Here is a 13,632-nt window from a genome sequence, read left to right as displayed (position 1 = left end):
CGCGGCGTCCTTCATGCGGCTGCGCGGCCAGCGGGACGACGAGGTCCTGTGGCGGATCTGGGGCACCGAGGACGCCCGCGCCACCACGACCCGGAACTGTCCGCGTGAACCGTTCACGGATTTCGAGGCCGGCTTCGCCGTCGGTGCCCGGCTGCCCGGCTGGGTGACGGGAGAACGCGGGGAGGACGACGGCACCGCCGTTCTTCTGATGTCACACCGGGACTCGCGCTCCTGGGCCACGGTCACGTCCGGGGCGGCCGGCCAGCGGGTTCACCACGACGGGCCGCGGCGGCTGTGGGAGGAACTGGAGGCGGCCTACCGCTGGTGGATCGACGCCGGGCGGCCGGACCACAGCCGTTTCGGTCTGACGGTCACTCCCGATGGCCAGGCGTTCTGGCTGGACGATCCCGACCAGGTCATCTCCTGCCAGGAACACCGGTCCTGCCAGGAACACCGGCCGGAGGATTCCACCGGATAGGTTCGGTGGGTCATGTCGACCTTGTCCCGTCGGAGTTCGGTCGAGAATACGATGTTCGGTTGCGAAGGCGATTCCTGGTTGATGCCGGCTGCCCGATTGCCTGTTGGTTGTTCCTTTTTTGGCTGACGTGACGTGGCGTGGCCGGTTGTGGGGCCGTGGGTCGAAGACCTGGTGGAGCATCCGCGCGTCGCTGGTGGGCACAACGACGACAGCGACGACGAGAGGGGTGGTCCGGGATGGCTGGGGACTTCACGAGGGTTGGCGTGGTGGGGCTTGGCACCATGGGCGCGGGGATCGCCGAGGTGCTGGCGCGCGCCGGTATCGAGGTGGTGGGCGTCGAGCACGACGACAGGGCGCTGGCCCGGGGGCTCGGCCGGATCCGTCACTCGACCGACCGGGCGGTCGATGGCGGCAAGCTGACCGGGGCCGGCCGGGACGCGCTGTTCGCCCGGATCCACGCCGGCACCGACCTGTCGGCGGTGGCGGACTGCCGGCTGGTCATCGAGGCGGTGCCCGAGCGGCTCGAGGACAAGCGGGCGGTCCTCGCCGACCTGGACGCGCTGTGCCCGTCCGGGACCATCATCGCCACGAACACCAGCTCGCTGTCCGTCACCGAACTGGCCACCGGGACGTCCCGGTCGTCCCGGGTCATCGGCACCCACTGGTTCAACCCGGCGCCGGTCATGGGGCTGGTCGAGATCGTCCGCACGGTCGTCACCGACGCCACCGTGCTGGCGGACGTCGAGGCCCTCGTCACGAAGGTCGGCAAGACCGCGGTGATCGCCGCGGACCGGGCCGGCTTCATCGTCGACGCCCTGCTGTTCGGCTACCTCAACAGCGCCGTGCGGATGCTGGAGGCGCACTACGCCACCCGGGAGGACATCGACGCGGCCATGCGGCTGGGCTGCGGGCACCCGATCGGCCCGCTCGCGCTGCTCGACCTGATCGGGCTCGACTCGGCCTACGAGATCCTGGACTCGGTCCACCGCACCTCCCATGACCACCTGCACGCCCCGGCGCCGCTGCTGCGGCAGCTGGTCGCGGCCGGGATGCTCGGCCGCAAGACCGGGCGCGGCTTCTACACCTATGCCGCCCCGGACACGTCCGAGATCGTCGACACGGTGCCGGCGGCCGGGCCCGCGGCCGGCACCGGGAGCGGGCCCGGCCCGGTGACAGGGCCGGTGGCCCGGCCGGTGCGGGCGGTGGGCATCGTCGGCAGCGGGACGATGGCCGCCGGGATCGTCGAGGTCTGCGCCCGCCACGGCTACGACGTGGTGTTCCACGCCCGCGGCGAGGAGAAGATCGCCGCTGTCCGCAAGAAGCTGGAAGGCTCGCTCGAGCGGGGCGTCGAGAAGGGGAGGATCTCCCTGGACGACCGGGCCGCCGCCCTGTCCCGGGTGCGGGGCAGCACCGACCTGGCCGCCCTCGCCGGCTGCGACCTCGTCATCGAGGCGGTCGTGGAGGATCTCGCGGTCAAGCGGGCCCTGTTCGCCGCGCTCGACGCGGTGGCACGCCCGGGGGCGGTGCTGGCGACAACCACATCGTCCCTGCCGGTGGTCGAGTGCGCGGCCGCCACCGCCCGCCCGTCCGACGTGGTGGGGATGCACTGGTTCAACCCGGCGCAGGTGATGCGCCTGGTGGAGATCGTGCCCACCGTCCTGACCGCGGGCGACGTCACCGCCACGGCCTTCGAGGTGGCACGGGCGATGGGTAGGCATCCGGTGCGCTGCGGTGACCGGGCCGGTTTCATCGTCAACGCCCTGCTGTTCCCCTACCTCAACGACGCGGTGAAGATGCTGGCGGACCACTACGCGGACATCGACACCATCGACACGGCGATGACGGTCGGCTGCGGGCATCCGATGGGGCCGTTCGCGCTCGTCGACGTCGTCGGCCTGGATGTGACGCTTGCCATCCAGCGCGCTCTGTACCAGGAGTTCCGGGAGCCCGGCCACGCGCCGGCTCCGCTGCTCGAACACCTTGTCAGAGCGGGTTATCTCGGCCGCAAGACCCGGCGCGGGTTCCGGGTCCACTGATCGGGTGCACCGGTCGCGGGGCTGCTGTGGTGTCGGCCCTGTCGCCTACCATGGCGCCGTACGGCGTGATTCGTCACCAACACGCCGGCCCCTGCTGCCGCACCCGGAGGATGCCGCGATGATCCCGCTGGACAAGCTGGACAAGGACGCCGTCCGGGAGCTGGGCCGCGAGATCGTGACGTTCCTGCCCGACTTCGTGGTGATGCTCAGGAAGGTCCTGGCCGATCCGCGGGTCTCCCAGTCGGCCAAGCTGGAGGCGGCCGGGGCGCTGGCGTATCTGGTGTCCCCGAAGAACCGGCTGACGAACCTGATCCCGGTGGTGGGCCAGCTCGACGATGTCGCGATCGTGGCCTTCGCGTTCCGCCGGCTGGAGATCGGTGCCGGTGAGGCCGTGCTGCGGGAGCACTGGCGCGGCAGCGAGCGGGCCTTCCAGCTCCTGCTGGGCGCGTCCGCCGCCCTGTCGTCGCCGCGGGGGATGATCCGTAAGGCGAAGCTGGTGAAGACGATCGCCGCGTCGACCGCCAACCGGATCGGCGTTTCCCGGCGTCCCCCGGCGGGTGGCGCGGACCCGCATCGGATCATCGAGGGTGAGGTCGTCGACCGGACGTCGGCGACGCGCCCGCAATGACCCGGCGCCGGTCCCGACGGGCGCGGGCGCAGGCGCAGGGGCAGGCGCAGGCATCGCAGGCACCGCAGGCACCCGTGATCGTCGGATCCGAGACGACCGAACAGCACCCGGACGGCGACTGGGTCGTCCGCCGGGTCAGCGGCGCGGCCGCGTGGAAGTACTACCGCTGTCCCGGATGCGAGCAGGAGATAGTCCCGGCCACCCCGCACGTGGTGTGCTGGCTGGACGACCAGGTCGCCGACCGCAGGCACTGGCACACGATCTGCTGGGCCCATCGCGACCGCCGGAATCCGTCGGGCCGGTCGCGGCCGGGCGGCTGATCCGGCCCGGGATCCCGGCCCGCGATCCCGGCCCGCGATCCCGGCCCGAATACGGCCGCGGGCCCGTGCCCCGCGGACGGGGCCCGGGTCAGGAGTGGACGGCGGCGGGCTGTTCGGCGTCCACCGGTTCCGGATCCACGCCGGGATTCACGCTGAGATCCAGCGGGGCCATCGCCGCGGCCAGCCGGTCGCGCAACTGGCCGAGCTGAGTGGTCACCTGGTCGCGTTGCCGGCCGAGGTCGGCGAGCCGGCGCCGGGAGTCGTTCTCGGCCCTCTCGGCCGCTTCCCGGGCGCTGGTGACGATCTGCTCCGCCTGCGCCTCCGCCGTAGCGACGATCTCCTGAGCCTTTGTCTCGGCCTCCCGGATCGTCCGTTCGCGGGTACGCTGCGCGTCGGCGTGGGTCTGCCGGGCCTCCTCCAGCGCGACCTCGGCCTCCCGGGTCCGCTCGGCGCGGACGGCGGCGGCCTCTTCCTCGGCAAGCTGGAGGATCTTGGTGATCCGCCCGCCGAACTCCTCCCAGGCCGGCCGGTTGGCGGCCAGATCGTCACGCAGGGTGGCCGCCTCGATGGCGGCCTCCGAGGCGGCGGCCTCGGCCGCGGCCCGATGCGACTCAGCTTCCCGCAGCTGTTCGACGAGCCAGTTGACATGTGCCCTGACCTGATGCGGATCGTAGCCGCGACGAACCAGATCGAACTCCGGCGAGGCGTCCCCACCACCGGACATCGGGATGAGATCGGTTTGTTCGGTCATGGGACATCAGCGTGCCAGACCACTGCCATGGTTGACCTCCTCGGGGCCGGTGAACCGACGTACATCGAGTCTCCCGGAAAGTGCGCCGATCGCCAGGTTTGTGCTCGAGAAACCCGGCGTTGCGGGTACCCCGTATCCAATACCCCTACACCCCGCGGAAGCGGTTGATCTGGGTGAGGTGACGCTCGCGCGTCGCCTGGTCGCGGACGCCGAGGCCCTCGGCGGGGGCGAGGCAGAGCACCCCGACCTTGCCCTGGTGGAGGTTGCGGTGGACGTCGTGGGCGGCCTGCCCGGTCTCGGTCAGCGGGTACACCCGGGAGAGAGTCGGATGGATCAGGCCCTTGGCGATCAGCCGGTTGGCCTCCCACGCCTCGCGGTAGTTCGCGAAATGCGACCCGATCACGCGCTTGAGGTTCATCCACAGGTAGCGGTTGTCGTAGGAGTGCATGAAGCCGCTGGTGGAGGCGCAGGTCACGATCGTCCCGCCGCGCCGGGCGACGTAGACGGAGGCGCCGAAGGTCTCCCGCCCGGGATGCTCGAAGACGATGTCGGGGTCCTCACCGCCGGTGAGCTCCCGGATCTTCCGGCCGAACCGCTGCCATTCCTTCGGGTCCTGGTTGTGCTCGTCCTTCCAGAACCGGTAGTCCTCCTCGGTCCGGTCGATCACCAGCTCGGCGCCCATCCGGCGGACGATCTCCGCCTTCCGGGCGGAGGAGACGACGCAGACCGGGATCGCGCCACCGTTGAGTGCCATCTGCGTCGCGTAGGAGCCGAGCCCGCCGCTGGCACCCCAGATCAGCACCACGTCGCCCTGCTTCATGTTCGCGCCGTTGCGCGACACCAGCTGGCGGTAGGCGGTGGAGTTCACCAGCCCGGGGGCGGCGGCCTCCTCCCAGCTCAGATGCGCGGGTTTCGGCATGAGCTGGTTCGCCTTGACCAGGGCGAGCTCGGCCAGCCCCCCGAAGTTGGTCTCGAAGCCCCAGATGCGCTGCTCCGGGTCGAGCATCGTGTCGTCGTGGCCCTCGGGGCGCTCCAGCTCGACCGACAGGCAGTGGGCCACGACCTCGTCGCCGGGCGCCCAGGCGTGCACTCCGGGCCCGGCGCGCAGGACGACCCCGGCGAGGTCGGAGCCGACCACGTGGTACGGCAGGTCGTGGCGCTTGCCGAGCGGGGAGATCCGGCCGTAGCGCTCCAGGAAGCCGAACGTCGAGAGCGGCTCGAAGATCGACGTCCACACGGTGTTGTAGTTGATCGCGGATGCCATGACCGCGACCAGCGCCTCGCCCGGGCCGAGCTCGGGGGTGGCGACCTCCTCGACGTGCAGGGAACGTCGAGGGTCCTTCTCCTGGGAGGCGAGTCCGGCGAAGATGTTGACGTCCGCCTTGCGAACCACCGCAGCCCGGTACCGCTCGGGCACGCGAAGGTCCGCGAACTCCTTCCGGGGGGTGTCACCGGCAAGAATCGCCTCAGCAATTTCCTTCACGATCGACCTCCCATGCGTCATGTGTGACGTGGGCCAAGATGCTACCGGCGGGTATGCCCAGTAGTCGTCCAGTAGGGGGTGTACTTAGGGGCCGGAAGCGATACAACCTGAGGTGAGAGCAACCATTGGGGGTGGGAGCGCGTCTGATCCGGTGTGACCGCGCCCATGACAGTCGTGGAGGGGTGGCGGCCCGTGCCTGCGCGGAGCGACGCCGCCCGTAGCGAGGTCGCGCGGGACGCCGACGCCGCCCTCACCGTTTTGTACTCGGAACATTACCGGTCGCTTGTCCGTCTCGCCGCTCTCCTGCTTGACGATCTCGGCCTGTGCGAGGAGATCGTCCAGGACGCCTACATCCGTGTGCACGCGGCCTGGGGCCGCCTGCAGGACCGCGAGAAGGCACTCGCCTACCTGCGGCAGACCGTCGTCAACCTGGCACGTTCGACGCTGCGGCGCCGGCTCGTGGCCCTCAAGCACGCGCCCAAGCCGATGCCGCACGCGGCCAGCGCGGAGGAGGGGGCCTACGCCCTGGTCGAACGGGCCGCCGTCGTGCAGGCCCTGCGCGAGCTGCCGCGCCGCCAGCGGGAGGCCGTGGTCCTGCGCTACTACGCCGATCTTTCCGAGGCGGACACCGCGGCGGTCATGCGCTGCAGTGTCGGATCGGTGAAGGCGTACACGTCCCGCGGGCTCGCCGCACTGGGCAGCAAGCTGGAGGGCCTGCGGTGACCGGGCTCGAAGCCGACGAGCTACGCCGGCGTCTCGCCGAGGCGGTCGAACCGCTCCAGGCGTCGCCGGACGCGTACGCGCGCATCCGCGCCAGGGTGCTCCGCCGGCGCCGGATGCGGGTGCCGGCCGCCGCCTTCGGCGGGCTGGCGCTGGCGGGTGTGATCACTATCGCCTACGTGGTGAGTGAGCCCCGTGACTCCACCACCCTGGTCGAACCGGCCACGCCGCCGCTGGCGCAGACGGCCGGCGCGACAGCCGCGCGGGTCCCGACCTCGTCGGCCGCCCATGGCGGCGGCGTGGGCGGCCCGGTCCGCGGGACCATCACCGCGCAGCCCTCGTCGCTGTCCACCTCGCCGGTCACGGAGACCAGCCCGCTGCCGTCCCCGAGCGCGACGGCCGGGCGGCCCAGCGTCTCGCCCAGCAACGTCAACTCTCCGCCCCTGCCGCAGCCGGTGTCCCGGCCGGCGAAAAAGGGCGACGTCGACGGTGACGGCACGGACGACACGACGCAGCTGTCCGGCAACACCCTCGTGGTCACGCTCAGCCGGTTCGGGCCGGCCACGCTGGCGCTGTCGGAGGTGGTGTCGCCACTGACCATCTCGATCGTCGACATCGACGCCGACGGCTACGGCGAGCTGATCGTCCAGACCGGGGGCAACGCCGCCGACACCAGGACGTTCGGCGTGATCAAAATGATCGCGGCCAGGCAGCTGCGGCAGCTGAGCGGGCCGCCGCTGCCGCTGCCGGCCGGTCTTGCGGGCGCCCACGGCGACGGCTTCACCTGCGACGGCCCGACGCCCGGGACGGTGGTCGTCGCCGCCGGCAACGCCACCGGCGGCGCCGCCGGTGACCGGACGTACTCGGTGACGTACACGACCTGGCGGCTGACCGGCGAGAGCTTCCAGACGGTCGGCGCGCCCACATCCGCGACGGTGGACCTGAACACGACCGCGTCACCCTTCACCGCCGGCTGCGGCATCAGCTAGCCCCAGATTTTCGCCCTGCGAAAATCTGGGGACCCCGGCCCTCGAGAGCTGGTCGTCATCGGTGGTTTCTGGATCATCTGGTGATGATCCAGAAATATAAGGATCTTGAGGTGTGTTCGCCCTGCGAAAATCTGGGGACCCCGGCCCTCGAGAGCTGGTCGTCATCGGTGGTTTCTTGATCATCTGGTGATGATCCAGAAACATAAGGATCTTGAGGTGTGTTCGCCCTGCGAAAATCTGGGGACCCCGGCCCTCGAGAGCTGGTCGTCGTCGGTGGTTTCTTGATCATCTGGTGATGATCCAGAAATGTAAGGATCTTGAGGTGTGTTCGCCCTGCGAAAATCTGGGGATGGCGAAGATTGTCTGATGGCGATCTGGAAAGGTGGAGATCCTGAAGGCGGGGAGCCCGCGGTGTGATGGCCGCGGGAAAGAGTCACGGGAAAGACAGGAAAGAGCCGCGGGAAAGAAAAGCGTGGTGGTGGGATGAAAAAGGATGTGAATCCGGCGCTGTCCCGAACAGCGGCGGATTCACATCCTTCAGGTGTTTATGGGGAGGGGGGGTCGCCCCGCGACGGTTCGTCGGCGATGGTTCCTGGATCATTCGGTTGTCGTTTTCGGGATTTTTGGTCAGCTGATGACGGCCGGCACCGGTGATGGCCGACGATGGGGGCCGTGGCGCTGGCTGGCGGGAGGCTGCCGGGGGTGGCAGATCAGTGTTTGGCGGCCTGCACCAGCTCGGTCAGGACGCCGCCGGTGTCCTTCGGGTGCAGGAAGGCGATGCTCGCGCCCATGGAGCCGTGCCGGGGCCGTTTGTCGACCAGCCGGACCCCGGTGGCGCTGATCGAGGCCAGTGCGTTCTCCACGTCCTCGACGCCGTAGCCGATGTGATGAACTCCCTCGCCGTTGCGGGCGAGGAACTTGCCGACCGGCGAGTCCGCCCGGGTCGGCTCCAGCAGCTGCACATAGGAGCCGCCCGCGGGGCCGTCGGCGACGGACAGCATGGCTTCGTGGACCCCCTGCTCCTCGTTGACCTCCTGGGACGCTACCGTGAGGCCGAACGTCGTCTCGTACCAGGAGATGGACTTCTCCAGGTCGCGGACGGCGATGCCGACGTGGTCGATTCTGGTGAACATCGCGGTCTGTGCCCCTCTTCCGTGGTCGTCGTGGTCGTCGTGGCCGTCGCAATTGTCATGATCATTATGATTACCGTGATCGTCGCGGTGATGCGGATGAAGGAGGCGCGGGAAGTGCGGGCGGCTCGCCGTCCCGCCGTCCCGTCCTCACCGGGATCGTTCCGGGATGCTGCCACACCTGACCGCGAGCGGCGCGGATACGCGGGTCGCCCCTGCTCGCCCGGCATGTTGGTCATGATCACGTTATGGTTACCGAAGACGCTGTCGTACCTGCGGGAGGCCCACTCATGCCTGGTTCCGTCATCGTGGCCGGCGCCCGGACGCCGATCGGCAAACTGTCCGGTTCGCTGAAGAGCTTCTCCGCCGTCGAGCTGGGCGGGTTCGCGATCAGGGCCGCGCTGTCACGGGCCGGGATCAGCGGTGACCAGGTCGATTACGTGATCATCGGGCATGTGATCCAGGCGGGCCAGGGCCAGATCACCGCCCGGCAGGCGGCGGCCAGGGGCGGCATCCCGCTGAGCGTTCCCGCGCTCACCGTGAACAAGGTCTGCCTCTCCGGGCTGGACGCGATCGCGCTGGCCGACACCTACATCGCCAGCGGCGAGTTCGACATCGTCGTCGCCGGTGGGATGGAGTCGATGACACACGGCCCGCACCTGTTGCGGTCCCTGCGCGCGGGCGTCCGCTACGGCAACGCCGAACTTGTGGACGCGACCGCGTACGACGCCCTGACCTGCGCGTTCGACCAGGTGGCGATGGGGGATGGCACCGAGCGGGGCAACGCGACGCGGGGTATCGGCCGGGCCGAGCAGGACGAGTTCGCCGCCCGGTCGCACCAGCGGGCCGCCGCCGCGATCAAGAACGGCCTGTTCGACGAGGAGATCGTCCCGATCGAGGTGCCGCAGCGCCGCGGCGACCCGATACTGATCAGCCAAGACGAGGGCGTCCGCGGTGAGACCACCGCGGGCTCGCTGGCGAAGCTGCGCCCCGCCTTCGCCGCCGACGGCACGATCACGGCCGGTTCGGCGTCGCAGATCTCCGACGGCGCCGCGGCCGTCGTGGTCGCCAGCCGGGCCAAGGCGGCCGAGCTCGGCCTGCCCGTGCTCGCCGAGGTCGGCCATCACGGTTTCGTCGCCGGCCCGGACCCGTCCCTGCACTCCCAGCCGTCGAACGCGATCCTGGCGGCGCTGCGCAAGGAGGGGCTGACCCCGGCGGACGTGGACCTCTACGAGATCAACGAGGCGTTCGCCGCGGTGGGCATCCAGTCCATGCGCGACCTCGGTATCGGCCCGGACGTCACCAACGTCAACGGGGGCGCGATAGCGCTCGGGCACCCGGTCGGCATGTCCGGTACCCGCATCGCCCTCACGCTCGCCCACGAGCTGCGCCGCCGGGGCGGCGGTACCGGTGCCGCCGGCCTGTGCGGCGGCGGTGGCCAGGGCGACGCGCTCGTGCTGCGCGTCCCGGCGTGAGCTCGGCCCCGGTGGTCCTCCCGGCACCCGGGCCGGCTCTCGCGCGCTCCGCGGCCCCGGCCGACCTGGTGGACGCCGCCGTCGCCGGCTCCCCGCGGGCGCTCGCCCGGCTGATCTCCCTGGTGGAGGACGCCTCCCCGCAGCTGCGGGAGATCATGGCCCTGCTGGCGCCACGCACCGGCCGGGCGCAGGTGATCGGCCTCACCGGTTCCCCCGGGGTGGGCAAGTCGACCTCGACGTCCGCTCTCGTCGGCGCGTTCCGCGCCCGTGGCCTGCGGGTCGGTGTCCTGGCCATCGACCCGTCGTCCCCGTTCAGCGGCGGCGCGCTGCTCGGGGACCGGGTGCGCATGCAGCAGCACGCCACCGACCCCGGCGTCTACATCCGCTCGCTGGCCTCCCGCGGGCATCTCGGCGGGCTGTCCTGGGCGACCCCACAGGCACTGCGCGTGCTGGACGCGGCCGGCTTCGACGTGGTGCTCGTCGAGACGGTGGGGGTGGGCCAGGCCGAGGTCGACATCGCCTCGCTGGCCGACACCACGCTGGTGCTGCTGGCGCCGGGGATGGGCGACGGCGTCCAGGCGGCCAAGGCCGGCATCCTGGAGATCGCCGACGTGTTCGTGGTCAACAAGGCCGACCGGGACGGCGCGGAGCACACCTACCGGGAGCTCAAGCACATGATCGCCCTGACCGGGCCGGCCGGCGGCCAGCGGTGGCAGCCGCCGGTGGTCAAGACCGTCGCGTCCCGTTCGGAGGGCGTCGACGAGATCGTGGACGCGATCGTCGATCACCGTGCGTGGATGGTCGAGCGGGGCGTGCTGGACGCCCGCCGGCGCCGGCGGGCCGCCGACGAGATCGAACAGATCGCGCTCACCGAGCTGCGGGCCCGCATGGGCGGCCTGCGGGACGCCACCCTGCTGGACGCGCTCGCGGGCGAGGTCGTCGCGGGCGCGCTCGACCCCTACACGGCCGCCGAGCGCGTGATCGCCAGCATGACCGCCAGCGCGACCGGCGGTGGGACGATCATCGGGTGATCCGGCCGGTTCCCGCCGGCCGGCCGGGGCGCCGGGCCGGCGCTACTGGTGCGCGTGGCGCGCGTGGTGCGCGGCCTGCTGCCGCTCGCCGCGGCGCACTGCCAGATGGCCGGCCGCCGCGATCACCGCGTTGACGTCGAGGGGCGCTCCGGCGACATCCACCGCGCCCGCCTGCCGCAGCCTGGTCAGGTCCCGCGGGTCGTCGTCCGTGGTGAGGACGACAGCGGGGATCTGCCCGGCGGTGGCGTCCGCCGCGAGCGCCCGCAGCAGTTCCTCGACCGGGGCGTCGGGCAGGATCCGGTCCAGCAGCACCAGCGCCGGCCGGGCACGCCGTACGGCGTCCAGCGCGAGGGCGGCGCGCGGGACGCAGACCGTGTCCGCTCCCAGCGAGCTGCGCAGCACATGGGTGACCATCGCCCGGGTCGCCGGATCACCGCTGACGTGCACGACCCGCAGGCGGTTGTCGACCGTCCCCGTCGCTGGCCCTGGCCCTGGCCAGGGTCCTGGCCTCGCTCCTGCCGGCCGGCCCGTGACGGCCGGCGGCGGCCCGAACCCGTCATCGTCGTCCGGGTCGTCGTAGGCGTCGTAGGCGTCGTCGAAACGGACGTCGATGGTGTCCAGGACCACGGCGAACACGCTGCCCACCCGGTAGCGGCTGGCCGCCGTCAGAACGCCGCCCATGGCCGTGACCAGGGCGTGGGACAGCGCCAGCCCCAGCCCACTACCCTCGACGCCGCTCCGTTCGGCTCCGAGCCGTTCAAACGGCCGGAACAGCCTGCTCATGGCCTCGGGGGGCAGGCCGTTGCCGTCGTCCTCGACCTCGATCCGCACCCGGGCCCCGGTGACGGGCACGATCCCGACGCGGACGGTGCCGCCCTCCCGCCCGTACTTCAGGGCGTTGCCGACCAGGTTGAGCAGGACCTGCCACAGCCGCCGCCGGTCGGCGTCGGCGACCAGCGGCTCGGCCGGTGAGATGACCCGCCGGATCCCGCGCTGCGCGGCCAGCGGCTCGACCAGCTCGACGACACCCTGGACGATCTCCAGGACGTTGACGGGCCCCTTGTTGATGTCCCCGCGGCCGGCCCGCAGCCGGGCGAGGTCGAGCACGTCGTCGATGAGGGCCTGCATGTGCCGGCCACCGGTGATGATCCGTTCGATGTCGTCGTGCAGCTCCGGGGCCAGCGGCTCGAGCTCCAGCAGCTGGGCGAAGCCGAGGACCGCGTTGAGGGGGGTGCGCAGCTCGTGGCCGAGCCGGGCGATGAACTCGTCCTTCGCGCGGGACTCCCGTTCGGCCGCCTCCCGGGCCCGGATGTCCTCGGTGTCCTGGGCGGCGATCACGAAGCCGCCGTCGGGGTCGGCCCGCACCGACACCAGATAGGGCGCCGGGTTGCCCGCGGCGTCGACGAGGTCGACGGTTCCGCGCCACTGGCCGGTACGGCCGAGCGTCCGGGGCACGACATCGCGCAGCCGGACCCGCGAGGACGGCTCCACCACGTCGACCAGGTCCCGCAGATGGGTCGTCCCGGCCAGCCGTTCACCGAGAAAGGTCCTCGCGGCCGCGCCCGCGTCGAGCACGCGGCCGTCCGCGCCGACGAGTACGACCAGGCTTGTCAGCGCGTCGAGGAGGGTCCGTGGAACCACCTAGGCCTCGTCGTCCCGTGCCTTGTCATCCCGGTCATCGCGCATCGTCCACTCCACGGCGGGCAATAGTAGGGCGTGCCGTCGAAGAGCGTTGTCCCGGGTTTGGTCGAGTGTCCGTTTATGCCGTCCCAGGGATGGAACCTGCACAGAAGGTAGCATCCGGCGGCTGGTCGTCGCCAATGCTGGCACACTCACCAATCCCGGCAGGCTCACCGATACCGGCACGAAGGCGGTGGCAGCCATGGTAGATCTTGAACCATGCTCGTAGCGTTCAGCGTGACCCCGATCGGCACCGGCGAGGACGTCGGCGACCTGGTCGCCGAGGCGGTGCGGGTGGTCCGCGCCAGCGGCCTGCCCAACGAGACATCGGCGATGTTCACGACGGTCGAGGGGGAGTGGGACGAGGTCATCGACGTCGTGCGCCGGGCGGTCGAGGCCGTGGCCGCGCGGTCCGGACGGGTGAGCCTGGTACTCAAGGCCGACATCCGCCAGGGGGCCACCGACGCGATACACACCAAGGTCGCCTCGATCGAGCGGCGCCTGGCCCAGGAGTGACCCGGCGGCGTTCTGTCGCCCGGCCACGGGGCCGGGCGGGCCGGGCGGGCCGGCCAGGCTGGGCGGGTTGGGCTGATTCGTCGGGTCTGCGTGCCCTCCGAGCCGGCCGGATACGCGGTGCCGGCCGGCTGCTGGCACCCGGTCCGCCGAGGCGGTGTCCGGTTTCGCTGCCCGGATGCAACGATGGAGTCATGCCACGGAGGTCACCCATGTCGTCCGGGCCCCGGTCGTCAGGACCAGGGCCCGCCAGGTCGCGAAACGCCTCGCCCTCAGATCCACGGCTTTCCGGCGAACTCGCCGGCCTCCGCTTCGCCGGCGCGGTCCCGCTCGACCCCAAGCCCGCGCCCGCCCGGCCGGCGGCCACCGCCGCGGGTGCAGCCCGAGCCGCCCAGGCG

12 protein-coding genes and 1 pseudogene are annotated in these 13,632 nt (G+C 71.3%); 9 read left to right on the top strand and 4 right to left on the bottom strand.

All coding sequences use genetic code 11. From position 1 onward, the window contains the following. From NBX02_RS19235 to NBX02_RS19220, 4 genes and pseudogenes are all read left to right on the top strand, one after another. A pseudogene (locus NBX02_RS19235) lies at positions 1-478 on the top strand (hypothetical protein); the annotation flags it as partial. 236 nt (positions 479-714) lie between these two features. Then, the gene (locus NBX02_RS19230; RefSeq protein WP_250281308.1) at positions 715-2,514 is read left to right on the top strand and encodes a 3-hydroxyacyl-CoA dehydrogenase family protein; all 1,800 of its coding nucleotides are present in this window, start codon (positions 715-717) and stop codon (positions 2,512-2,514) included. Positions 2,515-2,641: 127 nt separating this feature from the next. Continuing rightward, positions 2,642-3,142: a DUF1232 domain-containing protein gene (locus NBX02_RS19225; protein WP_250281328.1), complete on the top strand. Its 501-nt coding sequence runs from the start codon at positions 2,642-2,644 to the stop codon at positions 3,140-3,142. Next, positions 3,139-3,462 (top strand): hypothetical protein, encoded by a 324-nt coding sequence (locus tag NBX02_RS19220; RefSeq protein ID WP_250292481.1) that lies wholly within the window; start codon positions 3,139-3,141, stop codon positions 3,460-3,462. Before NBX02_RS19225 ends, NBX02_RS19220 begins: the two co-directional genes overlap by 4 nt. A gap of 88 nt (positions 3,463-3,550) precedes the next feature. Here NBX02_RS19220 and NBX02_RS19215 read toward each other — a convergent pair whose 3' ends face one another. Together NBX02_RS19215 and ccrA are read right to left on the bottom strand one after the other, a co-directional pair. Further along, positions 3,551-4,213, bottom strand: coding sequence for a sugar-binding protein (locus NBX02_RS19215; RefSeq protein WP_250281311.1), 663 nt, complete (start codon positions 4,211-4,213; stop codon positions 3,551-3,553). Positions 4,214-4,358: 145 nt separating this feature from the next. After that, entirely contained in the window at positions 4,359-5,696 is a 1,338-nt protein-coding gene (gene ccrA / locus NBX02_RS19210) for a crotonyl-CoA carboxylase/reductase (protein ID WP_250281312.1), read from the bottom strand. A gap of 165 nt (positions 5,697-5,861) precedes the next feature. Between ccrA and NBX02_RS19205 the strand changes: the two genes are divergently transcribed. After that, complete coding sequence (locus NBX02_RS19205; RefSeq protein WP_445548532.1) at positions 5,862-6,419, top strand: SigE family RNA polymerase sigma factor; 558 nt, start codon at positions 5,862-5,864, stop codon at positions 6,417-6,419. Further along, positions 6,416-7,405: a hypothetical protein gene (locus tag NBX02_RS19200; RefSeq protein WP_250281314.1), complete on the top strand. Its 990-nt coding sequence runs from the start codon at positions 6,416-6,418 to the stop codon at positions 7,403-7,405. Before NBX02_RS19205 ends, NBX02_RS19200 begins: the two co-directional genes overlap by 4 nt. Positions 7,406-8,115: 710 nt before the next feature. Here NBX02_RS19200 and mce read toward each other — a convergent pair. Beyond that, positions 8,116-8,538, bottom strand: a complete 423-nt coding sequence (mce, locus tag NBX02_RS19195) for a methylmalonyl-CoA epimerase (RefSeq protein WP_250281315.1) — start codon at positions 8,536-8,538, stop codon at positions 8,116-8,118. A gap of 287 nt (positions 8,539-8,825) precedes the next feature. Here mce and NBX02_RS19190 point away from each other — a divergent pair, with 287 nt between their 5' ends. Beyond that, positions 8,826-10,010: an acetyl-CoA C-acetyltransferase gene (locus NBX02_RS19190; protein ID WP_250281317.1), complete on the top strand. Its 1,185-nt coding sequence runs from the start codon at positions 8,826-8,828 to the stop codon at positions 10,008-10,010. An 11-nt stretch (positions 10,011-10,021) separates the two neighbouring features. Continuing rightward, on the top strand, positions 10,022-11,041 hold the full coding sequence (gene meaB / locus NBX02_RS19185; RefSeq protein ID WP_250281320.1) for a methylmalonyl Co-A mutase-associated GTPase MeaB: 1,020 nt from the start codon (positions 10,022-10,024) through the stop codon (positions 11,039-11,041). Between the two features lie 42 nt (positions 11,042-11,083). Here the strand turns inward: meaB and NBX02_RS19180 are convergent, their stop codons facing one another. Continuing rightward, positions 11,084-12,682: an ATP-binding protein gene (locus NBX02_RS19180; protein WP_250281322.1), complete on the bottom strand. Its 1,599-nt coding sequence runs from the start codon at positions 12,680-12,682 to the stop codon at positions 11,084-11,086. Between the two features lie 258 nt (positions 12,683-12,940). Between NBX02_RS19180 and NBX02_RS19175 the strand changes: the two genes are divergently transcribed. Then, a complete protein-coding gene (locus NBX02_RS19175) occupies positions 12,941-13,237 on the top strand; it encodes an MTH1187 family thiamine-binding protein (RefSeq protein ID WP_250281324.1) in 297 nt (98 codons plus the stop codon). The last annotated feature ends 395 nt before the right edge of the window (positions 13,238-13,632 follow it).

This window comes from Protofrankia sp. CiP1_Cm_nod1 (assembly GCF_920888515.1).
Classification (GTDB): Bacteria; Actinomycetota; Actinomycetes; order Frankiales; family Frankiaceae; genus Protofrankia.
This window is presented reverse-complemented; position numbering and strand designations above follow the sequence as displayed.